This window comes from Nocardia higoensis (assembly GCF_015477835.1).
GTDB lineage: Bacteria > Actinomycetota > Actinomycetes > Mycobacteriales > Mycobacteriaceae > Nocardia > Nocardia higoensis_A.
In genome coordinates this window covers 2,425,528-2,448,175 of the sequence record NZ_JADLQN010000001.1, presented here as the reverse complement: position 1 = coordinate 2,448,175, position 22,648 = coordinate 2,425,528, and the positions used below count along the sequence as shown (strand labels likewise).

Below are 22,648 nucleotides of genomic sequence, written 5' to 3'. Positions count from 1 at the left end.
CGTGCAGAAGTAGTCTCTAGGCGTGTCCTTTCAACTGCATGGTGTGCCGCTGCTGTCCCGTTTCGCCGGAGACCGCGCCGAGACGTTGCGCGCCGACGAGCGCGCCCTGAAAGAGGGCTGGGCCGATGCGCTGCTGTTGCGCGTCGACAAGCGCGGACGGATTCGCTTCACCGACGGTTCGCTGGTATTGGATGCCGCGATCGAGCATTCCGCGGAGCCCCACCCGTCGGCGGTGTTCCTCGGCATCACCGAGGGCAGGCACCTGTGGGCGGTGCGCGCCGAGGAGTTGGACGGCCCCTCGACCGACCTGCGGGTCGCCGCGATGGAACTCGACGACTTCACCGCGGGCGTGCTCGCCACCTCCCTCGCGCTGCTGAACTGGCACGACAAGGCCAACCACAGCGCGGAAGACGGCTCACGCACCGTCGTGGCCAAGGGCGGCTGGTCTCGGGTCACCGATTCCGGGCACGAGGAGTTTCCGCGCATCGACCCGGCGGTGATCTGCCTGGTCCACGACGGCGGCGACCGGGTGCTGCTGGCCCGCCAGCACACCTGGCCGGTGACCATGTTCTCGTTGCTGGCCGGGTTCGTCGAGGTCGGCGAATCGCTGGAGCGCTGCGTCGAACGCGAGATCCGCGAAGAGGTCGGCGTCGATGTGCGCGAGATCACCTATCTGGGCAGTCAGCCCTGGCCGTTCCCGCGTTCGCTCATGCTCGGCTTCAGCGCGGTCGGCGACCCGGAGCAGGAACTTGTCTTCTCCGATGGTGAGATCGCCGAGGCGCACTGGTTCACCCGCGCGGAAGTGCGCGAGGCGCTCGAACTCGGCTCCTGGGGCGCGAAGCAGGAGGGTGTTCGGCTCCTGCTGCCCGGATCGATCTCGATCGCCCGCACGATCATCGAGTCCTGGGCGGCCCTGGACTCCTGACGGGATCACGCCAGTGCGGCGAGCCTCTCCTTGACGGCGGCCAAGCTCGGATTGGTGGCCGTCGAGCCGTCGGCGAACTTCACGGTCGGCACGACATGGTTGCCGTTGTTCACGCTGCCGACGAACGCCGCCGAGACCTCGTCCTGCTCGATGTCGATCTCCACATAGCTGATGCCGTTCTCCTCGAGTTGCTTCTTCAGCCTGCGGCAGTAGCCGCACCAGGTGGTGGAGTACATCGTCAGGGCAGGATTCACTTCGGTCACGACTGATGCAACGCACCGCGGTCCGGTCGTGTTCCACATCGCGGAGTGATCACAGCGGGCGTCTCGACCACCGTCCAGGTCACGGCCTGGGGGCGGTGTCGGGCGCGGCTGCCATGATGGACCCCGTGCCCGCACTCGACCTGGACCTCCTCGACGCCGAGCAGGCCGCCGCCGTCCGGGCGCCACGCGGCCCGGTCTGCGTGCTCGCGGGCGCGGGCACGGGCAAGACCAGGACCATCACCTACCGCATCGCGCATCTGGTGGCCGCCGGGCACGTCAAAGCCGATCAGGTCCTCGCCGTCACCTTCACCGCTCGCGCCGCCGGCGAGATGCGGGGCAGACTGCGCGCCCTCGGCCTGGGCGGCGAGGCGAACCAGGTGCAGGCGCGCACGTTCCACGCCGCCGCCCTGCGACAGTTGAAGTACTTCTGGCCGCAGGTGGTCGGCGAGGTTCCGTGGCGGCTGCTCGAGGCGAAGTTCCCGGTGGTGGCCCAGGCCGCGCATCGGTCGGGTCTGTCCACCGCCACCGAGAGCGTGCGGGACCTGCTCACCGAGATCGAATGGGCGAAATCCCAGCTCGTCGCGCCCGAGGACTACTCGGCAGCGGCGGCGGCGCACGGACGCGACCTGCCGCACGACGCGGCGCGCATCGCCGAGGTCTACACGGCCTACGAATCGCTCAAGACCACGCCCGAGGGCCTGCTGCTCGACTTCGACGACCTGCTGCTGCACACCGCCGCCGCGCTCGAGGACTTCCCTGCCGTGGCCGACGAGTTCCGCGGCCGCTATCGCAGCTTCGTGGTCGACGAGTACCAGGACGTCACCCCGCTGCAACAGCGGGTGCTCGACGCCTGGCTCGGCGAACGCGACGATCTGACCGTCGTCGGCGATGCCAACCAGACCATCTACTCCTTCACCGGCGCCACCCCGTCCTACCTGCTCGATTTCTCCCGGCGCTTCCCCGAGGCCACGGTGGTGCGCCTGGAGCGCGACTACCGCTCCACCCCGCAGATCGTCTCGCTGGCCAATCGGGTCATCGGCGCGGCGCGTGGACGCATCGCGGGCACCCGCCTGCAACTCGTCGGCCAACGCGCGGACGGCCCGGAACCGGCCTTCGCCGAATACGACGACGCGCCCGCCGAGGCCGCGTCGGTGGCCGCGGCGATCGAACGGCTGATCTCCGCGGGTACACCCGCCGCCGAGATCGCCGTGCTCTACCGCGTCAACGCGCAGTCCGAGGCCTACGAGCAGGCCCTGACCGCGCGCGGCATCCCCTATCAGGTGCGCGGCGGAGAGGGGTTCTTCCAGCGCGCCGAGGTCAGGCAGGCCGTCTCGGTGTTGCGCCAGACGGCGAGCCGCGAGGATCTGCCCGAGGAGTCCGGTCGCGGTCCGGCCCTGGTGCGCCTGGTGCGCGCCGCGCTCGCCCCGGTCGGGCTCACCGCGACCGAACCGGCGGGCGCGCAGGCCCGCGAGCGCTGGTCCTCGCTGGTCGCCCTGGTCACCCTGACCGAGGAATTGCTCGCCCACGACGCCGATCTCGACCTGTTCGGCCTGCTGCGCGAACTGGCCGCCCGTGCCGAGGCCAGGCATCCACCGACCGTGCAGGGCGTGACCCTGGCCTCCCTGCACGCCGCCAAGGGCCTGGAGTGGGACGCGGTCTTCCTCGTGGGCCTCACCGACGGCACCCTGCCCATCGCGCACGTGCTGGCCGACGACGGCTCGGTCGCCGATCAGGCGGCGCTGGAGGAGGAACGCCGGCTGCTCTACGTCGGCGTCACCCGCGCCCGCGAACATCTGCGGCTGTCCTGGTCGCTGTCACGCGCCGCGGGCGGCAGGCGCACCCGGAGGCGGTCGCGCTTCCTCAACGGCCTCGTGCCCGACGATTCGCCCGCCTCTCGGATCGCCGCGCCGCCCGCCCGCGAACGTGAGGCGAACCGCCCGCGCTGCCGGGTCTGCGCCAAACCTCTGATCGGCACCTATGCCACCATGCTCGGCCGCTGCCGCCGTTGCCCGGTCGAGATCGACGCCGAACTGTTCGCCGCGCTCCGGCAGTGGCGCGAGGAGAAGGCCGCCGAGCTCGGGGTGCGTGAGTTCGTCGTGTTCACCGACACCACACTCACCGCGATCGCCGAGCAACTGCCCGCCGACGATCGCGCGCTCGGCGCCATCGCCGGCATCGGCGCGAAGAAGATCGTCGACTTCGGGGCGGACGTGCTGGCGATCGTGTCCTCACGGATGAAGGCCGCACGGGTCGATGCCGCGCCTCGGCCGGAATCCGCCGCGTCACAACCCGCGGCCGCACCGGGTGCGTCCGTCGCACGAACCGGGTCCGCGCGCCGAAACCGCAGGTAGAAAATAGGTTGTCGGTTCCGATCACATTGCCTATGGTTGTTCTACGCACCGGGAGGGCATCCCGGCGCGCCGGTATCACGCACACTGTTCGACTCACGCATGGAAGGGAGGCACGACCAATGAACGGCAGCACCGATTTCACCACCGGTGGCACAGCTGTCCTCGGCTTCGTGTCGGCCTCCCCGCGTCTCACGCCGCTGGGGACCGGTATGTCCCCGGAGAGCGCGATCGTCGGCGCTCTCCGTCAGGACAAGCCCCGCGCAGGCTGGCATCGGCCCGTCGTTGTTCCCGCAACCGACGGCGCCGCTACCGACGCCTTCGCAGCAGCCGACGCGGCTGCTGCCTTCGGCATCGTCGCCTACGGCGCCGAAGCCGAGCCGCAGCGCATCCTGCCGCACGCACGCCTGCGCAATGCCCACCCAGCGATCGTGACCAGGAGTCGACACCGAAGTCGACCCAGGTAGGGGCCCTCGCCCCGTCCTCCAGGCCACGGATCGCACGACGCGAAACCGTGGCCATTTTTCTGTTCCGGCCCTTCAGCCGGCGGCCTCCGGTTTCGCACCGACGAATACGACTGCCGCAAACAAGCTGAAGGAGAACGACGTGTTCACCGCAGAGCGACTGACCTCCGTCCCTGCTGACGTGACATGCCGGACCGAGACGGGGTACGCCCCCGCCCGCGACGTCGCGACCGTGCTGCCGTGCCGGGTCGAGGACCCCGACCTCTGGTTCGCCGAGAACCCCGTCCAGTTGGAGCAGGCCAAGGCGCTGTGCGCGGCCTGCCCGATCCGCAAGGGCTGCCTGAGCGCCGCCATCGATCGGCGTGAGCCGTGGGGCGTGTGGGGCGGTGAGATCTTCGACCAAGGAGTCGTTATCGCGCGCAAGCGTCCACGCGGCCGTCCGCGCAAGGTGGCGGTCCCGGCGTGAGCCGGGCCCGTGGGCGCCCTCCCTCCGTGCACTGCGGCCCGGTCCCGTCCCCGGCCGACCGGGTCCAGCTACGCGAAAGCGGACCAGCCGCCCATCCGAGGATTCGGATGGGCGGCCGGTTTGCGTTGCCGCACAGCGCTTTTCGGAGCGCGACGGGTATCAGCTGGCCGAGCGATTCTCACGCAGGCCGGGCAGCCAGGTGTAGGCCAAGCCCATGAACGGCACCTCGGCGTCGAGCTGGGCCAGAATGCCCACCGAGCCGCCGAGCACCCGGAAGATCATCACGTACTGTGCGGGGAGTTGCAGTGCCCGCGCGGTCTTCATCTCCGCGCTGGACAGATCGGTCGCTCTGCCCGCCACCCGCTGCATCCAGCGGCGGGTGAAGTGGAAGGAATCGGTGCGGATCGGGTCGGAGAACGGCCGCAGATAATCGGCGATCTCCTGATGGGTGACCCTGCGGCCGGGCAACACCCACCCGTTCTCGTACATCAGCTCGGTCAGCTGGTCGTACTGCTCGTCGACGGCCAATGCCAGCATCCGGCCGAGCACCTCGGGGAACCCGTCGGGCAGCGGCGCGCACGCGCCGAAGTCGATGACGGCCAGCTTGCCGTCGGGAAGCATCATGAAATTGCCGGGATGCGGGTCGGCGTGCAGCAGGCCGACGACCTCCGGCGAGGAGAAGTGGAACCGGCCCATCAGCAGCGCCACCCGATTGCGCAGTGCCCTGGTGCCTTCCGGATCGTCCGCCCCCGCCTTGATGATCGCGGAAACCGGTGTGCCGTCGAGCCATTCGCTGACGATCACCTTCGGCGCGCTGGCCACCACCTTCGGGATCACAACCTCGGGATGGCCGTCGTAGGCCTTGGCGAAGGCGCGCTGATTGGCGGCCTCGTTGCGGTAGTCGAGCTCTTCCTCGGTGCGCTCGGTGATCTCGGCCAGCATCGGCTTGACGTCTGCGCCCGGGATCACCGAGGCGAACAGCCCCGACATCCGGGACAGCGTCTTCAAGTCGGCTCGCAGCGCCTCGTCCGCGCCCGGGTACTGCACCTTGACCGCGACCGTGCGGCCGTCCGACCACACCGCCTTGTGCACCTGCCCGATGCTGGCCGAGGCGGCCGGGGTGTCGTCGAAGGACTGGAACCGCTGCCGCCACTGGGTGCCCAGTTGCTGATCGAGCACTCGGTGCACCGTGGCCGCGGGCATCGGCGGTGCGGCTGCCTGCAGCTTGGTGAGCGCCTCACGGTAGTGCTCGCCGAACTCCTCGGGCACCGCCGCCTCCAGCACGCTCAGCGCCTGCCCGAACTTCATCGCGCCGCCCTTGAGCTCCCCCAGCACCGTGAACAACTGTTCGGCGGCCTTCTGGTTGAGCTGAGCATTGATCTCGGACTTGTCGCCACCGGCCAGCTTCCTGCCGAACCCCACGGCGGCACGCCCGGCGATGCCGAGCGGAATCTTGGCTAACTTGGCGTTGCGGGACGAGCCACGGCGCACGATGTCTGACACACCCCCATCATGGCCGACGGACCTGTGAGCGTGCCATGAGTATCGGACTATTACCCGGTCGAATGAAGTGTCCCGTGGGTCACCTTGCCCGATCGGCGCCACGCGTCCGGTTCCGGTGGAGGCGGCAGCCGAGACGCAGATCACACGGCCGTCGTGAATCGGTCGGCAACTCGCGGGGTCTCCGTGGACGGTCGCGCAGTGCCGACGCGACGAGCATCCGGCGGCCTCGGCGAAGGTCGGTGTCGATGCCCAGGGGCGAGACTCATCGGATGACCGTGCGATGGAGAAGAGTCATGTCAGCCCGGCGCGGAGCAGAGTGGTTCAGGTCGCGTACGCGGCGCCGAGGCGGCGGCACCCGCAGCGCGGATGAGGCTCCCAGTAGCGGTGTCGCAGCTGGTGGGAATCCAGATCCAGTTCGAGCGTGGTGTTCAGAGTCGCCGGGCAGCGATGGGTCGAACACTCCATGATCGCTTCGAGTTCGGTGAGCGCCAGGGCGGCCGTGGCGGCGATCGCGGCGGGTGAGGCGTGGCCGACGCGGTCGAGCAATTGGGCGGCCAGGTGGGGCCAGTCGGCGTCGTAGTCGGCTTTGATGAGATCGGCGCAGCGCAGGCAGCTCGTCTCGCCGGGCAGCACGAAGGGGCCGATCACGCCCTTGCCGTCGCGGACCCGCACCTGCAGATGCGGGATCCGGTTCACGACCAGGTCGGCGACCAGGCGGGGGTCGACGACCACGGTGTCGGTGAGCACCACCAGATCGACCCGCGCGCGGTGTTCGGGCGCGTTCGGACGGTAGGAACGCGAGCGGGCCGGACGGATACCGAGACCACGCAGACCTGCGGTGATCGCGTCGGAGAGCGGTCCGAGCCCGTGCACGCGGACGGCGGTGATCTCGTAGCGGGGGTCGCGCGGCGGCTGCAGCAGCCCGGCCGCCTCGATCTCGTCGAGCAGCTCACCGGCCCGTTCGACGGTCGAGCCGCGAGCCGCGGCCTCGGCGCAGATCTCCGAGCGGCTGTGCATGCCGTCGAGCAGCCGCAGGAATGCGAGGACAGCGGCGGTGTCCAGACCGGGCGGATCGAGCAGCACGGCGCGCTCGGGATCCCAGCCCAGCTGAACCACCCCGGAGGGCCGCACCAGCACGGTCACCCGTGGATTGAGCAGCGGGCCGAGCGGGCGTGCGGTCGATGTCGTCATGTCCGACAGTATGCGCGGGCCGAGCCGGGGCAGGTGGCGCGAAAAGCCTGGTTATCCACAGCTTTTCGGGTTGTGCACAGGACAATTCGACGGACTCGCGCGTGTCCTGCGGCGGCGTCCGCGCCGAGCCCGGCGGCCCGGAGGCGCCGCCGGGCTCGGTTCGCTTTCCCCTGCGGTTCGCCGGGGACGGCTCGGTGGCTCAGGATTCGGCGGTGCCCTCGCCGCGCTCCCGCGACTTCCCGGGGACATCTCCCTCGGCGGCGTCGGACTCGGCTTCCCGTTCGGCCCGCTCGCGCGCCTCGGTCTCGGCCAGTTGGGCCAGTGGGTCGTCGAAAGCGTCCGCGCCGCCGCCGATCACCGAGTCGATGAAGCCGGCGGGGGAATCGAGGTCGTCGGAATCGGGCAGCAGGTCGGGGTGCGCCCAGACGCCGTCACGCTTCTCCATGCCCGCGTCGGTGGTGAGCCTGCGCCACAGTTCGGCGGCTTCGCGCAGCTTGCGCGGACGCAGTTCCAGGCCGACCAGGGTGGCGAAGGTCTGTTCCGCCGGGCCGCCGGTCGCACGGCGGCGGCGCAGCGTCTCGGCCAGCGCGCCCGCACCGGGCAGTCGGTCGCCGAGCGCCTCGCCGACCACGACCTGCACCCAGCCCTCGATGAGGGCGAGCAGCGTTTCCAGCCGCTCCAGCGCGGCCTTCTGCTCGGGGGTGGTCTGCGGCTCGAATGTGCCCTGCGACAGCAGTTCTTCGAGTTTCGACGGGTCGGTCAGCGACATCGGGTCGATGCTCTGCGCGGCCTCCTCGAGCGCCGAGAAGTCCATGGTGATGCCGCGGGCGTAGTCCTCGACCGCGCCGAGCACCTGCTGGCGCAGCCACGGCACGTGCGCGAACAAACGCTGATGGGCGGCCTCGCGGGCGGCGAGGAAGACCAGGATCTCGCTCTCGGGTTGTTCGAGTCCGGCGCTGAACTCCGCGATCGCGGCGGGCAGCAGCGCGGCGGTGCCCGCGGGCCCGAGTGGAAGGCCGATGTCGGTGGAGGTCAGCACTTCCTTGCCGAGCTGGCCGAGCGCCTGACCGAGCTGCGAGCCGAATGCCAAGCCGCCCATCTGGCCGAGCATGCCGACCATCGGTCCGGCGAGTTCGCGCGCCTCCGGCGGCAGCTGCGAGGTCCACATGCCGGAGACCTGCTGGGCCACCGGATCGCACAGCCGCTGCCAGGTCGGCAAGGTCTTCTCGATCCAGTCGACCGGAGTCCAGGCCACAGTCCTGGTCGCGCCGGCGGGCAGGGTGGTGGCGCCGTCGAGCCACAGTTCGGCCAGGTGCGCCGCGTCGGCCACGGCCTCGACCGCGCCCTGGGAGACCGGGCCCACATCCTTGCCCAGCTGCTGGCGGGCCAGACGCTTGGCGACGTCGTAGTTCACCGGGCCGGACTGTCCCCCGCCGGGGGAGCCCATGCCGCTGAGCATCTGGCCGAGCGAGGTGAGCATCTGGCCGAGCTGGGCGGGATCGAAGCCCGCGCCACCCGGTCCGCCGACGGCGAACCCGAACGGATTGTTCGCACCCGGACCGAAAGGCTCCTCGCCGCGCCTGCGCGCGTCGTCGTCATCGTCGCGGTTCGAGAATCCGAACGGGGAGTCACTCATACCCACCACGTTACGCGGGTGGCCCGGTCCCACGACATGGGACACCGCCCGCATCGGTGCATGTGCCGCGCCATTACGCGGACAGCGAAACCTCTAGGGTGGGCGGGGTGAATCGTCGGATCCTCACCCTGCTGGCCGCCCTCGTACCGGTTCTGCTGCTGGGCGTCCTCGGCACCGTTTTCACCGTGCCGTTCGTCGCGCTCGGGCCCGGACCCACTTTCGACACCCTCGGTGAGTACGACGGTGTGCCGGTGGTGGAGGTCGAAGGCGCCGAGCTCGACGAGACGACCGGGCAGCTGAACATGACCACCGTCTCGGTGCGCGACGGGCTGAACCTCTACGAAGCCTTCGGTTTCTGGGCCAGCGGCAAGCACGGCCTCGTCCCGCGCGCGGAGGTGTATCCGCCGGGGGTGCCGCGCGATGAGATCGATCAGTCCAATCAGCAGGAGTTCCGCAACTCCGAGAGCGCGGCCGAGGTCGCGGCGATGAACTACCTGAAGCTGCCCACCGCCGTGCTGGTGCGTGAGATCGGCGAGAGCAGTCCCGCGCGCGGCGTGCTCGAACCCGGCGACGAGATCGTCAGCGTGGGCGGTGTCCCGGCGAAGACGCCCGGCGACGTGGTGCACGAGACCACATCGCGCGCGCCGGGTACGCCGCTGACCGTGGTCTATCGCCGCGACGGCGTCGAACGCACCTCGGAATTCGTTCTCGGCACCAATCCGGAGGACGCGACCAAGGCGGCACTGGGTGTCACCATCGGCACCGGCGCGCGGCCGCCCGTCGAAGTGAGCTTCAACCTGGCCGACATCGGCGGCCCGTCCGCGGGCCTGATGTTCAGTCTCGCCCTGATCGACAAGCTCAGCCCCGGTGAACTCGGCGGCGGCGACTTCGTCGCGGGCACCGGCACCATCGAGACCGACGGCAAGGTCGGTCCGATCGGTGGCATCCAGTACAAGATGATCGCGGCCAGGGAAGCGGGCGCGGAGACTTTCCTGGTGCCCGCCGCCAACTGCAACGAGGCACGGCAGCGGGTTCCCGAGGGACTGCGGCTGGTGAAGGTGGAGACCCTCGACGGCGCGGTGCAGTCGCTGTCGGCCATCAACGCTGGCCAGGAAGCGCCCAGTTGCGGCTGAGCGCTGCTCCCGACCGGTTCAGTCGGTCAGCGTGTGGTGCAAGGCTTCGATGACATTGGACGCCAGGTTCGGGTAGGTCCGCAGATCCAGATCGCCGAAATCGTCGGCGTCGTCGTCGGGGCGCAGTTGCAGCAGCGACAGCGACACGCCCTCGCGCAACACCGCGGCGAACAGCCGGGCCGAGCGGCGCTGCGGATGTTCCAGCGCGGCGGCGCGCCCGGCGGCGTCGGCGGCCTCGTGATCGGCCAGCAGCGGGCCGAGCGCGTCGTCGAGGGCGCTCTCCGCGTCCGGCGGCAGTACCACGATCTCCTGCACCAGCACGCAGCCGCGCACGGCGGGCGGCCAGGTGGTGGTCGCCAGGAATTCGTCGAGAGCGATCGAGCCGCCGGTGATGTCCTCGGGCAGCGGCTCCTGCGCGATCGGGGTGAGCTCGTTGCCCTGGTCGATCTCGTCGAGCAGGCTGGGTTCGGCGGCGACCAGATCGGCGGTCGGCACCAGCGCGAACATCTGCGGCGGTCTGCCCCATCCCTCGCCGTCGGCGAACTCCGCCACCTCTCGGACGGCGCGGGACAGGACGAGTTCGGCGTGCAGATCTGCGGTCACCCGGCCATCTTTTCACCCGCTCGCGACGCGCGCGGCAGACCCGGTGCAAAAGGGTTGCCGGAGTCGCCGGTCACGACCCGTCCGGCGTTGTAATGTCCGTTTCCGTAGAGTGGGCGCGAAAGGTCTCTGTGGACCGGACCGCAACATCGGACTGCGGCGTCCCGCCCCGAACAGGTGCGGGGAGCCGCCGGACACCTGGAGAGTGGCATCGTGGGCATGCGGCCCCCAACCGGCTTACCTTCGCTGACGCGACGCAGCCGTGTGCTGCTGGTGGCGGCTGTCGTCCTGGCTGCACTGTTGCTGTTCGGTCCTCGACTGACCGACACCTATACGAACTGGTTGTGGTTCGGTGAGGTCGGCTTCCGTGAGGTGTTCGTCACGGTGCTTGGCACCCGCATCGCGCTGTTCTTCGCGGTCGGGCTGTTCGTCGGCGTGGCGGTGTGGCTGGCGTTGCTGGTGGCCTACCGCACGCGGCCGATGTTCCTGCCGCCCGCCGGCCCCAACGACCCGATCGCGCGCTACCGCGCCACCGTGACGGGCAGGCTGAAGACCTTCGGCATCGGCATACCGTTGCTGTTCGGCGTGCTGTCCGGTCTGGTCGCGCAGTCCAACTGGGTGACCACGCAGCTGTTCCTCAACGGCGGCGACTTCGGGGAGAAGGACCCGCAGTTCGGTCTCGACGTCGGCTTCTACGCGTTCGACCTGCCGTTCTTCCGGATGGTGTTGAACTGGATGTTCGTCGCCGTGGTCATCGCCTTCTTCGCGAACCTGGTGACCCACTACATCTTCGGCGGCTTGCGCCTGACCGGCCGCGAGGGCCTGCTCACCCGCCCGGCGCGCATCCAGCTGGCCGTCATCGCCGGTGTGTTCGTGCTGCTCAAGGCGATCGCCTACTGGTTCGACCGCTACGACCTGCTGTCGAGTTCGCGCAAGGAACCGACCTTCTACGGCGGTTCGTACACCGACATCAACGCCGTGCTGCCCGCCAAACTGATCCTGCTCGCTATCGCGGTGATCTGCGCGCTGGCCTTCTTCGCGGGCGTGGTGTTGCGTGATCTGCGGGTGCCCGCGATGGCCGCGGCGCTGCTCGTGCTCTCCTCGATTCTGGTCGGCGCGGTGTATCCGCTGGTCATCGAGCAGTTCTCGGTGCGCCCGAACGCCGCCGACAAGGAGTCGGAGTACATCGAGCGCAATATCGCGGCGACCAGGCAGGCTTTCGGCATCACCTCCGACCGGATCGAGTATCAGGACTACAAGGGGGAGAGCGCCAAGAACCCGCTGCAGGTCCCGGTCGACGCCGCCACCATCGGTAACGCTCGCCTGCTCGACCCGAACATCCTGTCGCCGACGTTCACCCAGCTGCGTCAGCTGAAGAACTTCTACGGTTTCCCCGAGTCGCTCGACATCGACCGCTACGAGATCAACGGCCAGATCCAGGACTTCATCGTCGCCGCGCGCGAACTCTCGCCCGCGGCGCTGACCGGCAACCAGACGGACTGGATCAACAAGCACACCGTCTACACCCATGGCAACGGCTTCGTGGCCGCGCCCGCGAACCGTGTCAACAAGCCGCAATCCGAGGACGCGGGCGTCACCGGTGGCTCGTCGGACTCCGGCTATCCGATCTTCATGGTGAGCGACCTGTTCACTCCGAAGGACAGCCAGGTCATCGAGGTCGATCAGCCGCGCGTCTACTACGGCGAGCTGATCTCGCAGTCCGACCCCGACTACGCCATCGTCGGAGCGACGGAGAGCCAGGCGCCGCGCGAGTACGACTCCGACACCGCCCAGTACACCTACACCGGCGCGGGTGGGGTGCCGATCGGCAACTGGTTCAACCGACTGGCCTTCGCCGCCAAGTACGCCGAGCGCAACATCCTGTTCTCGGAGGCCATCGGCGAGGACTCCAAGATCATCTACAACCGCAGCCCGCGTGACCGCGTGCAGAAGGTCGCGCCGTGGCTGACCGCCGACGGCAATGCCTACCCCGCGGTGGTCGACGGGCGCATCGTCTGGATCGTCGACGCCTACACCACCCTCGACAACTACCCGTACGCGCAGAAGACTTCGCTGGAGGGTGCGGTCGAGGACAGCATCGACAAGAAGACCGGCCGTCTGCTGCCCCGCAAGGAGGTCAGCTACATCCGCAACTCGGTCAAGGCGACCGTCGACGCCTACGACGGCACCGTCACCCTCTACGAGGTCGACTCGACCGATCCGGTGTTGAAGGCATGGCGCGGGGTGTTCCCGGACGCGGTGCAGCCGGAGAGCGCGATCAGCGCGGAACTGCGGGCGCACTTCCGCTATCCGGAGGATCTGTTCAAGGTCCAGCGCGAGATGCTGACGAAGTACCACGTGGACAACCCGCGCGAGTTCTTCACCAACAACGCGTTCTGGTCGGTGCCCGCCGATCCCACGATCGAGGGCGGCAGCTTCAACCAGCCGCCGTACTACGTGCTGCTCGGCGACAAGGAGACCAACGAGCCGGTCTTCAACCTGACCAGCGCGATGGTCGGCTACAACCGGCAGTTCCTGTCGGCCTACATCTCGGTGCGCTCCGATCCCGAGAACTACGGCAAGTTCACCATCCTGCGATTGCCGACCGACACCCAGACCCAGGGTCCACAGCAGACGCAGAACACCATGACGACAGCGCCACAGGTCTCCCAGGAGAAGACCCTGCTGTCCAACTCGAACAAGATCAGATACGGCAATCTGCTGACCCTGCCGATCGCCGACGGCGGCATCCTCTACGTGGAGCCGTTCTACAACGAGCGCAACACCGGCCCGAACACGGCGACCTTCCCGCAGCTGCTGCGCGTGCTGGTGAGTTACCGCGATCAGGCGGGCAGCGTCAAGGTGGGCTATGCCTCCACTCTCGCCGAGGCACTGAATCAGGTGATCCCCGGTGCGGGCGCGCTCGCGACTCCGCCGGGCGGCGATCCGGCGACCAGGCCGCGTCCGGGTACCGCGCCGCCGGTGGTCGAGGTCGAGCCGCCCGTCGATGGTGGCGAGCCGCAGCCGCAGACCACCCCGCCGCCCACCGGGACGACGGGTAAGGAGGCGGCGGCCGCCGAGCTCGATCGCAAGATCGAAGCCGTCCGCAACGCCATGCGCAGCGGCAACTTCGAGGACTTCGGCAGGGCGCTGGAAGAACTCGAGGTAGCGGTGCAGGCCTACCAGGACGCCGGCCGGTAAGGCCCCGCAGACAGCAAGCGGCGCCGTCGTCTCCGTTGACGACGGCGCCGCTTGCTGTTGTGACAGGAAGGTCTCAGGGGCTACGGGTCAGCGACCCAGCACGCCGGCGATCAGACCGCCGTGCTGCTCGAGCATCTGGCGGTACTGGCCGTCCACGCCGTACTGCGCGGCCAGCTCGCCTGCGGCTCGCTCGACCTGCTCGAAGACCGCGCGGCTCTGATCCGGGACGGCGGGCAGGGGGTCGGGCAGCGGGGCGATCTCCGGCGCTGGTGCGGGTGCCGGCTCCGGCGCGCTGGTCAGGTACTGACCGCACACCGGCCAGGCGCCCGCGCCCTGGGTCTTCAGAACGTTCTCGGCGACCCGGATCTGCTCTTGCTTGCTGGCGTTGTGGGCGTAGCCGGTGCCACCGTTGGCGACCCAGGTGCTGTGCGAGAACTGCAGGCCACCGTAGTAGCCGTTCCCGGTGTTGATTCCCCAGTTGCCGCCGCTCTCGCACTGCGCGACGCCGTCCCAGTTGTGCGACGCGGCGGAGGCGGAAGCGGTGGACAGTCCGAACGGGATGGCGGCAAAGGCGCCGGTTGCGGCGACGAGGCCGAGAGCGCGAGTGCTGATCTTCCGGTTCTTTGTCATGGTGAGTTTCCCTCCCCGCGCCCGCCGGCCCGGCATGTCGCCACCGGGTCCCTGCCCCCGGGAGGTTCGGGGTTCCTCGGGTCGTGGGGCAGGGTTGCCGGTGTTCGACGATCCGAGGCTGGCCCGTCTCGGTTGATCCGGGCCGCACTGCGACGGTAACGAATCAATCTCGGAGGATCACATCTTGATAACGCGGGGTTATTCGTGAAACAAACAGATCGAATACTGCCGTTTTTCCTGGCTATGTGGTGTAAATCGGAGAGCGTGTCGCGTGAGTTATCCAAACGTTATGTGGGCGATATCACTGCGTAATAGTGACATCGATCACGCTCGTTGCGCCCGGTCGTTCCGCCGCATTGTGAAACATGGCATTTTCGCCTTTTGTGCCGATGCGCGGTTCCGACCGACCGCGCCCACGCGATCGATACCGTGCCTCGGACCTGCGCGTACGTCGGCCGAGGGCGCGATTTGCCATTCGTGTACGGCTGTGTGTAATGTTGCAGTTACCGACGCGGGGTGGAGCAGCTCGGTAGCTCGCTGGGCTCATAACCCAGAGGTCGCAGGTTCAAATCCTGTCCCCGCTACTACGGCTCAGGCCGGAGAGTTCAACTCTCCGGCCTGAGCCTTTTTCGTCTCCGAGTGGTCGGCCACGCTCGGTCGGCTCGACTCCGCCGCCCCCCGGTCTTCGGTTGCGTAATCGTCGCTCCCCGGCAATCGTTGTGGCAGCCGCGGCGGCAGCTCGTCCGAGCTCATCGGACCCGCTGTCGGGGCGGTATGCTCACCTCCGCGAGGAGTGTGTCCGACTCGTGGAAATCGATGCTGCGGAGCGGTTTTCACAGGAGCTGACGACAAGTGGGGGATCAGCCGCACCCAGCCGGTCGCGACAGGTTCCAGGAACCCTTTCGCCACAGTCGAACTCGCGTATGCGCACGCGGATTCACTGATCGAGGAAGATCTCCAGGCGGACGATATGCAGTGAACCCGGGGCGAATTCGACCATGGCGACGCCGTGGGCGGAGCCGATCGCGATCGAGGCGGTGACCCAGCGGCCCGCGGCGAGCATCTTGTCCCAGCGGATGTTGCGAGCGCGGTTGGTGAACTCCTCGACCGAGATGCGGTGGCCCGCGGGCAGGGATATCTCGGCCCGGTTGCTGAGCAGTTCGCGCACGCCGGCGAGATCGGTGTCGGCGGCTGCCGCGAGCAGGCGGGCGACGACGGATTTGCCCGCGCGGCCGACGCCGGTGAGGGCCCTGGTCATGCCGAGTGCGCCGCTCAGGCCCTGATTGCGGACGAGGCGGGGGCCGAGGACGGTGACCGCGCCGAGCCCGGGCAGTCCAGCGCGCAGCAGGCGCAGGACCATGGGGGCCAGTTCCCAGTGCGCGGCCAGTCGGGTGATCCGCAGGCCCTCGTCGGTGTCGGCGAGGTCGTAGCGCAGGTGCATCGGGACCAGGACGGTGGCACCGGTGGACATGGTGATCTCGATGGACAGGTCGCGGACCACGGTGCGGCCGGCGACCAGGTCGCGGTCGACGTGGAAGGTGATGGCGTTCGGCGCGATGAAGGTGTCGTAGAAGCGGCCGATGGCGGTCGGGCCGAGGTGCGGGGCGGAGCCGACCGGGTCGTTGACGGTGGCGTGCGCGGCGAACAAACCCACCCACGCGGTCTTGTCGTGGGCGGCGACGGCACGCGGGGAGGCCTGCACAGCCGCCAGCAGGTCCGCAGCGGTCGGCTCCAGCGGCATGGCGGTCCTCCGTGATCGCTATCCGGGCCGGTCCCGGATGCTCTCATAGTAGAACGAGTTCTAATTCTCCGTTCGGCGGCGGTGGCGGAAAGGTATCCCGGGCACCGCCGCCTCGTCGGTGCCGCTCAGCTGTGCGGCGCGCCGTGCAGATGGACCGGCAGGCTCTGGTGACCGTTGGAGACGAAGCTGCCGATCGGCTTCAGCGTGGCCGGGTCCTGGGCGAACGCCAGCTTCGGGAACCGCGCGAAGAGCGCGGGCAGCGCGATCGAGGCCTCCAGCCGGGCCAGTGGCGCACCGATGCAGTGGTGGGCGCCGTGGCCGAAGGAGACGTGATCCTTCTTCTCCCGGTGCACGTCGAACTCGTCGGCGGTCTCGCCGTGCACCCGCGGGTCGCGACCCGCTCCGGCGTAGGAGGCCAGGATCGCCTCGCCCTTGCCGATGGTCACGTCACCGACCTGGATGTCTTCCACCGCGTAGCGCAGCGGCAGATGGGCGACCGGCGCTTGGTAGCGCAGCGTCTCCTCGATCACCTCCGCCCAGCTTACCCGGCCCTCGACCGCGTCGGCGAGCTGCTCGGGGTGGGTGAGCAGCGCGACGATCGCCTGATCGAGCAGGTTCACGGTGGTCTCGTGACCGGCGTTGATCGTCAGCATCAAGGTGTCGACGAGTTCCTTCTCGGTGAGCTGGGAGCCCTCCTCGTCGCGGGTGGTGATGAGCACGCTGGTGATGTCGTCGCCCGGATTCTCGGTGCGGTAGGTGACGAGTTCGGTCACCAGGCCGTACATCTCGACATAGTTGGCCATGGCGGCTTCGGGGCCGGTCGAGGTGTCGAAGTAGGTGTCGACGCACTTGCGCAGCCCGGGGCCGAGATGATCCGGTAGGCCGAGCAATTCGGTGATGACCTGGATGGGCACCGGGTAGGCGTAGCTTTCGCGCAGGTCGGCGACGGCGCCGGCCGGGGTCGCCTCGAGCGCGTCGAGCAGCTCGGCGGTGATCGCCTCGATGCGCGGACGCAGCGCGGTGGTGCGCCGGTGGGTGAACGCGGGGGCGACGAGATTGCGCAGCCTGCGGTGATCGGCGCCGTAGGCGGTGAACATGTTGTTCACCGCCACCCACGAGAACATCGGCCAATCCTGGGTGATCTCGCCCTCGATGAAGGCGGTCCAGTGCTGCCGCGGGTCCTTGGACACGCGCGGATCGGCGAGCAGGTTTTTGAGCACGGTGGCATCGGTCGCCGACCACGCGGGCACCCCGCCGGGCAATGCGACCAGCGCGACGGGACCGCGGGCCCGGATTCGCGCGGACTCACCCTGGATGTCGGCGCCGGTGAGATCCAGCGGGATCGGCTCGACTGTCGTATCAGCCACGGGAGGGATCTCCTTCGTTCATGAGCAATCGGGGTGACGAAGGGAATTCAACCGGAAGAGCCGTCATCGCGCGATGGAAAGGTCCGGGGCGCCAAGTCAATTCGCTGATGGGGATGGCCAGGCGCAGCTCTGGGATGGCGTCGAGCAACTGGTCGATGGCCTCCTGGCACACCAGATAGGCGACCGAGCGGGCCGGGCAGGCGTGCGGTCCGGCACCCCAGGCCAGATGCGAGCGATTGCCCGTGCGATTGCCGCCGCGGATGGCGGGATCGGTGTTGGCCGCGGTCAAGCCGATGAGCACCGGCTGGTGGGCGGGTAGCCAGGCGTCGTCGAGCAGGACCGGCTGGCGGGGGTAGCTGGTGCAGAAGTTCGAGATCGGGGGGTCGTTGAAGAGAACTTCGTCCAACGCGTCCCGGGTGGACAGCGCGCCGCCGAGCATGTTGCCGCCGAAGCGTTCGTCGGTGAGCATCAGCAGCAGGGTGTTGGTGATCAGGTTCTGCTGCGGCTCGATGGCGGCGCCGTAGAAACTGATCAGGTTGGCGAGCATCTCCTCGTCGGTGAGCTCGGCCGGATGATGGGCCAGCCTCGAGGTGACGTCGTCGCCGGGTTCGGCGCGGCGCATGTGGATCAGCTCCATCAGCGCCTCGCTGAGCGTTTGCATGCCCCAGGCGGCGTTCACCGTGTCGAACAGCGCGGCCATGCCGGTGGCGACTCGGGTGCCCAGTTCGGCCGAGCACCCGACCATCCGGTTGAGTACCTCGAAGACGAGCGGGAAGGCGTACTGCGTCACGAGATCCGCCGACCCGGTGGTGCAGAACTCGTTGATCAGCGGGACCGCGATACGCTCGACCGTACTGTGCACCGAGTGCAGATCGATCCCGTCGATGGCCGCGGTGTAGGCGTGCCGGTAGCGCATGTGCGCGGAACCGGAGTTGCGCAACGCGTTCGGATACCACTCCATCATCGGCCGGATGGGGCTGTCCTCGGGGATGCCCTGCTGCCAGACTCGCGGGTCGGCGGGGAAGTGCTCCGGGTCGTTGAGGACGCGCACCGCGGTCTCGTAGCCGACCACGAGAGTGGCCGGGACACCGGGAGAGATCTCGATCGGAGCCAGAGACCCGTACCGATCGCGCATTTCGCGGTAGAAGCGGTGTGGATCGGCGGCGAAATCAGGGGTGTGCAGCGGGACGCGGGGTCCGTCGGTGTCGATCGGGGATCCGTGCTGCACGGGGCAGCCCGCGGGCTGCGAGGACGCGGCGGCTGGGGTGAACATCGATGGGTTGGTCAAGAATACGTCTCCCATGGTGGAACAGAACTGCTCGGCTTGCGGCAATACTCCTTGCCGCCCAGGGGCGTCCCGTGGATCGGTCTCGCGCGGGGGCGTCCTGGAAATCGGCGAAGTCTCACGGTAGCAGTTATGCGAGAAACGCTTGATCAGTGAAACATTCGCCCGGCATCAACTCGCCCCTGCGCGCGGCGGGGGCGCCGACCCGCCGTGGTCGCCGACGGGCAGCCGGGGAGCAGGCGGGAACCGGACCGGCAGCGCGGCCAGGGCGCGATGGAAAGGGCCGGGGCGCCAGGTCAGCTCACCGACCGGCTGGGCGAGGCGCAGTTCGGGTAGCGCGTCGAGCAGTTGGTCGATGGCGTCCTGGCACAACAGGTAGGCGACCGAGCGGGCCGGGCAGGCGTGCGGTCCCGCGCCCCAGGCGAGGTGTGAGCGGTTGCCGGTGCGGTCGCCGCCTCGGATGGCCGGGTCGGTGTTGGCCGCGGCGAGACTGATGAGCACCGGGTGGTTCGCGGGCAGCCAGGCGCCGTCGAGCAGGACGGCCTGACGGGGATAGCTGGTGCAGAAGTTCGACAGGGGTGGGTCGTCGAAGAGCACTTCGTCGAGGGCATCGCGGGTGGACAGCGCGCCGCCGAGCATGCTGCCACCGAAGCGCTCGTCGGTGAGCATGAGCAGCAGGGTGTTGGTGATCAGATTCTGCATCGGTTCGATGCCCGCGCCGTAGAGGACCATGATCTGCGCGACCAGTTCCTCGTCGGTGAGTTTCGCCGGGTGCCGGATCAGGCGGGTGGTGAGGTCGTCGCCGGGTTCGGCGCGGCGCAGGTGCACCAGTTCCAGCAGCGTCTCGGTGAGGGTCTGCATGCCCCAGGCGGCGTTCACCGTGTCGAACAGCGCCGCCATGCCCGCGGGCAGGCGCCTGCCGATGTCGGCCGGGCAGCCGAGAAGTTGGTCCATCGCTTCGAAGGCGAGCGGGAAGGCGTATTGCATGACCAGATCGGCCGATCCGGTGGTGCAGAACTCGTTGATCAGCGGCACCGCGACTCGTTCCACGGTGGCGTGCAGTGTGTGCAGGTCGATCCCGTCGACGGCGGCGACAAAGGCCTCCCGGTAACGCTGATGCGCCACACCGCTGCTGCGCAAGGCGTTCGGCATCCAGGCCATCATCGGCCGCACCGGGCAGTCCTCCGGGATGCCCTGCTGCCAGATCCGGGGATCGGCGGGGAAATGGTCGGGATCGTTGAGAACGCGCACCGCGGTCTCGTAGTCGACCACCAGGGTGGCCGGCACTCCGGGCGCGATATCGATCGGAGCGAGAGCGCCGTGGTTGCGCCGCATTTCGCGATAGAAATGGTGGGGATCGACGGCGAATTCCGGAGAATACAGCGGAATTCGGGGACCGTCGGTGTCGATCGGGGAGGCGTGGGGCACGGGGCAGCCGTCTGCCTGCGCGGATGTCTCTGCCGGGGACAGTGGTGATGCTTCGGTCAAGAACGGTCTCCAAGAACGGTCAATCGGATTGCGCCGCGCATCGCGTGTGGTGAATGCGCCCTGGCCGTGATCGGCCGGGCAACCGTAACAGCGCGAGTGGTCTGTTCTCGCCGAATCGGCGCACGCCTTTATCACGATTTCGTGTACCCGGCGGCAGATGTGGTGCAGCGGACTGCGACTCATCAGGTGTGTCGGCTCTCACGACCGCATCGGCGCAGTTCAGCGGGTGGTGCGGAGTCCTTCACCGCGGTGTTACCGAAGAGTACGGCCGCGGAAACGACTGGTCGCGAATCTCGCCCCATGAGGCCGACTTCCGCACGACTGCGACTTCATTCGATCGCCTGTGATGTGTGCGGCCGGCTGCCGCATCCGCCGCGCACCCGGCTCGCGCTCGCCAAACTGGCCGCGGTGTTCCCGGTGGAACTGCTGCTGCACGCGGCGGTGATCCGATGGCATCCGCCGTATCTGGTGACCGTGCTGCTGCTGACCGTCACCACCACCATCCTGGTGATCTGGGTGGTCGAGCCCTCCGCCATGCGGCTGCTCGGCCGATGGCTGCACAAGAGCGAACTGCGGTTCCGGGAGGCGGCCGACGCCGCGCCCGCGCTGTGGCGCATCCGGGTGCGCCTGGCGGATCGGCCCGGGCAGTTGGAGGCGTTGACCGCCCGGCTGGCGCACCGGCGAGTCAACATCCTGGCGGTGCACGTGCATCGGCTGGAAGCGGATGTGCTCGACGAACTCGTGGTGTCGGCGCCGGAGGAACTGGGCAGGCGCGCGTTGGAGGCACTGTTGACCCAGGCGGGCGGACATGCGGTGGGGGTGTGGCGGGCCTCGGCGCTGACGTTGATCGACGGCCAGACCAAGGCGCTCGGTATCGCCGCGCGAGTCGCGGCGGATCCCGCCGAGCTGCCGCTGGCGGTGGCCGAGCTGCTCGGCGCGCGCTACCTCGCCCCTGGCACGGACCCCGGCCCGCCCGGTCGGCCGGAAACCACTCTCGACCTGGCGCACGGCGATTCGGTGCTGCGGTTCGTCCGGCCCGACGAGCCGTTCACGCCCGCCGAAACCGCACGCGCGCATCGGCTCGGTGATCTCGCGACCTCGGTGCGGCGGATCTGACAGCCCGGGCGTCGGTGACCCGTGCGGACCGAGCGACCGGGCACTCGGGGGCTGGTGGGGAGCACCGCCGGGCGAGAGTCATGAGCGGAACCCGCGCTCCGGCGGTGCCGTCGCACCCAACCGGACCCCGCCCCGCCGTGGCTGGGTTCAGGGCGGGAGTCCACTCGACATTCGGCGCCGCCGTGGGCCCGGATCGGTTGCGGTCGCTCCGGTGTCGGTCAGGGTCGTTCGGGTGAGCCCAGGGTCCGCCGGTCAGATCGGCTGCCGGACCCGCCGCGCCGCCTCGACCGCCGTCGCGGTGTCCTCGACGACCAGATCGGCGTTGATCCGCGCTGCCGCGTTCGCGCCCGCCGCCGCTGAAGGGCCCACCTGTGCGGCGGGGTCGGTGATGTTGCCGGCGACCCACACGCCGTCGACTGCGGTCGCGCCGCCCATCGGGTCGGCGGGGATGTGGGTTCCCGCGCCGGAGGGATGCTCGACCGGGTACAGGCCGAGGTCGGCCAGAAACTCCGCCCGGGCCATCATGCGGGGCGCCACCACGACCGTCGTCCTCGCGACGACCTCGCCGCCGACCAGACGCACCCCGGTGATCTTGTCGTCTTCCACTACGACTCCGGCGATCTCACCCGGCACGACCCGTACGCCACGTGCGGCCAACTCTTCGGCCTTGTCGGCCGCCGGAGGCTCAGTGGTGTGGGTGAACAGCACGATGTCCTCGCTCCACTGGCGGAACAGCTGGGCCTGATGGATCGAGTGCGCGCCGGTCGCGAGTACGGCGATCGGTTGGTCGCGCACCTCCCAGCCGTGGCAGTACGGGCAGTGCACGACGTCGCGGCCCCACCGCTCCCGCACGCCGGGGATGTCGGGCAACTCGTCGACCAGTCCCGTCGTCACGAGCAGACGGCGGGCGCGCACGGTCCGTCCCTCGGCCGTCGTGACCTCGAAGCCCGCCTCGGTCCGGTGGGCGCGCACCACCTCGCCGGACTCGATCTGCCCGCCGTAGCGCAGCACATCCGCGCGCCCCCGCTCGAAAAGCTCCGCGGGTGCGATCCCGTCCAGCCCGAACAGGGCGTGCACGCCGTCGGCGAAGCGGTTGCGCGGCGCGCCCGCGTCCAGCACCAGCACCGATCGGCGGGCGCGCGCCAGGGTCAGTGCGCCCGCCAGTCCCGCGGCCGCGCCGCCGATCACCACCACGTCGTATCCGGCCGTCTCCCGCGCCGACGGTCCTCGTCCATTTCCGGTCATCTCGACCACCTCCTCGGTCGTCGACTGTCCCGGATCGAGAACTGAA

At 69.1% G+C, this 22,648-nt stretch carries 18 protein-coding genes and 1 tRNA gene; 8 read left to right on the top strand and 11 right to left on the bottom strand.

The genetic code is table 11. The features are described from left to right. The first annotated feature begins 22 nt into the window (after positions 1 to 22). Positions 23 to 925, top strand: a complete 903-nt coding sequence (gene nudC / locus IU449_RS11115) for an NAD(+) diphosphatase (RefSeq protein WP_195001736.1) — start codon at positions 23 to 25, stop codon at positions 923 to 925. 5 nt (positions 926 to 930) lie between these two features. On the opposite strand, the gene IU449_RS11110 is transcribed toward nudC, so the two are convergent. Next, positions 931 to 1,161 carry a mycoredoxin gene (locus tag IU449_RS11110; RefSeq protein WP_416382160.1) on the bottom strand — a complete coding sequence of 77 codons (231 nt, stop codon included), beginning with the start codon at positions 1,159 to 1,161 and terminating at the stop codon, positions 931 to 933. Positions 1,162 to 1,304: 143 nt separating this feature from the next. On the opposite strand from IU449_RS11110, the gene IU449_RS11105 reads away from it, so the two are divergent. The 3 genes from IU449_RS11105 to IU449_RS11095 all read left to right on the top strand — a co-directional run bounded on the left by IU449_RS11105 (position 1,305) and on the right by IU449_RS11095 (position 4,466). Continuing rightward, positions 1,305 to 3,539, top strand: coding sequence for an ATP-dependent DNA helicase UvrD2 (locus tag IU449_RS11105; protein WP_324188239.1), 2,235 nt, complete (start codon positions 1,305 to 1,307; stop codon positions 3,537 to 3,539). A gap of 119 nt (positions 3,540 to 3,658) precedes the next feature. Further along, positions 3,659 to 4,003, top strand: a complete 345-nt coding sequence (locus IU449_RS11100; RefSeq protein WP_195001734.1) for a hypothetical protein — start codon at positions 3,659 to 3,661, stop codon at positions 4,001 to 4,003. A gap of 178 nt (positions 4,004 to 4,181) precedes the next feature. Continuing rightward, positions 4,182 to 4,466, top strand: coding sequence for a WhiB family transcriptional regulator (locus IU449_RS11095; protein WP_195002488.1), 285 nt, complete (start codon positions 4,182 to 4,184; stop codon positions 4,464 to 4,466). Positions 4,467 to 4,625: 159 nt separating this feature from the next. Here IU449_RS11095 and IU449_RS11090 read toward each other — a convergent pair whose 3' ends face one another. The 3 genes from IU449_RS11090 to IU449_RS11080 form a co-directional block, all read right to left on the bottom strand. Next, on the bottom strand, positions 4,626 to 5,969 hold the full coding sequence (locus IU449_RS11090) for an ABC1 kinase family protein (protein WP_195001733.1): 1,344 nt from the start codon (positions 5,967 to 5,969) through the stop codon (positions 4,626 to 4,628). Positions 5,970 to 6,290: 321 nt separating this feature from the next. Further along, positions 6,291 to 7,160 (bottom strand): hypothetical protein, encoded by an 870-nt coding sequence (locus IU449_RS11085; protein ID WP_195001732.1) that lies wholly within the window; start codon positions 7,158 to 7,160, stop codon positions 6,291 to 6,293. A 199-nt stretch (positions 7,161 to 7,359) separates the two neighbouring features. Next, positions 7,360 to 8,796, bottom strand: a complete 1,437-nt coding sequence (locus IU449_RS11080) for a zinc-dependent metalloprotease (RefSeq protein ID WP_195001731.1) — start codon at positions 8,794 to 8,796, stop codon at positions 7,360 to 7,362. 107 nt (positions 8,797 to 8,903) lie between these two features. On the opposite strand from IU449_RS11080, the gene IU449_RS11075 reads away from it, so the two are divergent. Further along, positions 8,904 to 9,929: a PDZ domain-containing protein gene (locus IU449_RS11075; RefSeq protein WP_195001730.1), complete on the top strand. Its 1,026-nt coding sequence runs from the start codon at positions 8,904 to 8,906 to the stop codon at positions 9,927 to 9,929. 18 nt (positions 9,930 to 9,947) lie between these two features. Here the strand turns inward: IU449_RS11075 and IU449_RS11070 are convergent, their stop codons facing one another. Then, a complete protein-coding gene (locus tag IU449_RS11070) occupies positions 9,948 to 10,532 on the bottom strand; it encodes a PPA1309 family protein (protein ID WP_324188181.1) in 585 nt (194 codons plus the stop codon). A 210-nt stretch (positions 10,533 to 10,742) separates the two neighbouring features. On the opposite strand from IU449_RS11070, the gene IU449_RS11065 reads away from it, so the two are divergent. Then, positions 10,743 to 13,730, top strand: coding sequence for a UPF0182 family protein (locus IU449_RS11065; protein ID WP_195001729.1), 2,988 nt, complete (start codon positions 10,743 to 10,745; stop codon positions 13,728 to 13,730). 87 nt (positions 13,731 to 13,817) lie between these two features. On the opposite strand, the gene IU449_RS11060 is transcribed toward IU449_RS11065, so the two are convergent. Further along, positions 13,818 to 14,360 (bottom strand): transglycosylase family protein, encoded by a 543-nt coding sequence (locus tag IU449_RS11060; RefSeq protein WP_195001728.1) that lies wholly within the window; start codon positions 14,358 to 14,360, stop codon positions 13,818 to 13,820. Between the two features lie 510 nt (positions 14,361 to 14,870). On the opposite strand from IU449_RS11060, the gene IU449_RS11055 reads away from it, so the two are divergent. Further along, positions 14,871 to 14,944: transfer RNA gene (locus IU449_RS11055), tRNA-Met, on the top strand. Positions 14,945 to 15,297: 353 nt separating this feature from the next. On the opposite strand, the gene IU449_RS11050 is transcribed toward IU449_RS11055, so the two are convergent. The 4 genes from IU449_RS11050 to IU449_RS11035 all read right to left on the bottom strand — a co-directional run bounded on the left by IU449_RS11050 (position 15,298) and on the right by IU449_RS11035 (position 20,181). Further along, a complete protein-coding gene (locus IU449_RS11050; protein WP_195001727.1) occupies positions 15,298 to 16,101 on the bottom strand; it encodes a nuclear transport factor 2 family protein in 804 nt (267 codons plus the stop codon). 125 nt (positions 16,102 to 16,226) lie between these two features. After that, positions 16,227 to 17,468 carry a cytochrome P450 family protein gene (locus IU449_RS11045; RefSeq protein WP_195001726.1) on the bottom strand — a complete coding sequence of 414 codons (1,242 nt, stop codon included), beginning with the start codon at positions 17,466 to 17,468 and terminating at the stop codon, positions 16,227 to 16,229. Continuing rightward, complete coding sequence (locus IU449_RS11040; RefSeq protein WP_416382127.1) at positions 17,461 to 18,771, bottom strand: cytochrome P450; 1,311 nt, start codon at positions 18,769 to 18,771, stop codon at positions 17,461 to 17,463. Before IU449_RS11040 ends, IU449_RS11045 begins: the two co-directional genes overlap by 8 nt. 153 nt (positions 18,772 to 18,924) lie before the next feature. Further along, the gene (locus tag IU449_RS11035; RefSeq protein ID WP_324188180.1) at positions 18,925 to 20,181 is read right to left on the bottom strand and encodes a cytochrome P450; all 1,257 of its coding nucleotides are present in this window, start codon (positions 20,179 to 20,181) and stop codon (positions 18,925 to 18,927) included. Between the two features lie 360 nt (positions 20,182 to 20,541). Here IU449_RS11035 and IU449_RS11030 point away from each other — a divergent pair, with 360 nt between their 5' ends. Continuing rightward, on the top strand, positions 20,542 to 21,357 hold the full coding sequence (locus IU449_RS11030; RefSeq protein ID WP_195001725.1) for an amino acid-binding protein: 816 nt from the start codon (positions 20,542 to 20,544) through the stop codon (positions 21,355 to 21,357). 252 nt (positions 21,358 to 21,609) lie between these two features. On the opposite strand, the gene IU449_RS11025 is transcribed toward IU449_RS11030, so the two are convergent. Continuing rightward, the gene (locus tag IU449_RS11025; protein ID WP_195001724.1) at positions 21,610 to 22,602 is read right to left on the bottom strand and encodes an NAD(P)/FAD-dependent oxidoreductase; all 993 of its coding nucleotides are present in this window, start codon (positions 22,600 to 22,602) and stop codon (positions 21,610 to 21,612) included. Between the last annotated feature and the right edge of the window lie 46 nt (positions 22,603 to 22,648).

Excerpts from the sequence above, each read along its gene's own strand:
- IU449_RS11110 (WP_416382160.1), bottom strand. The coding sequence starts at position 1,161 with ATGTACTCCACCACCTGGTGCGGCTACTGCCGCAGGCTGAAGAAGCAA.
- IU449_RS11105 (WP_324188239.1), top strand. The coding sequence starts at position 1,305 with ATGGACCCCGTGCCCGCACTCGACCTGGACCTCCTCGACGCCGAGCAG.
- IU449_RS11100 (WP_195001734.1), top strand. The coding sequence starts at position 3,659 with ATGAACGGCAGCACCGATTTCACCACCGGTGGCACAGCTGTCCTCGGC.
- IU449_RS11085 (WP_195001732.1), bottom strand. The coding sequence starts at position 7,160 with ATGACGACATCGACCGCACGCCCGCTCGGCCCGCTGCTCAATCCACGG.
- IU449_RS11080 (WP_195001731.1), bottom strand. The coding sequence starts at position 8,796 with ATGAGTGACTCCCCGTTCGGATTCTCGAACCGCGACGATGACGACGAC.
- IU449_RS11060 (WP_195001728.1), bottom strand. The coding sequence starts at position 14,360 with ATGACAAAGAACCGGAAGATCAGCACTCGCGCTCTCGGCCTCGTCGCC.
- IU449_RS11050 (WP_195001727.1), bottom strand. The coding sequence starts at position 16,101 with ATGCCGCTGGAGCCGACCGCTGCGGACCTGCTGGCGGCTGTGCAGGCC.
- IU449_RS11040 (WP_416382127.1), bottom strand. The coding sequence starts at position 18,771 with ATGGGAGACGTATTCTTGACCAACCCATCGATGTTCACCCCAGCCGCC.
- IU449_RS11030 (WP_195001725.1), top strand. The coding sequence starts at position 20,542 with ATGAGGCCGACTTCCGCACGACTGCGACTTCATTCGATCGCCTGTGAT.
- IU449_RS11025 (WP_195001724.1), bottom strand. The coding sequence starts at position 22,602 with ATGACCGGAAATGGACGAGGACCGTCGGCGCGGGAGACGGCCGGATAC.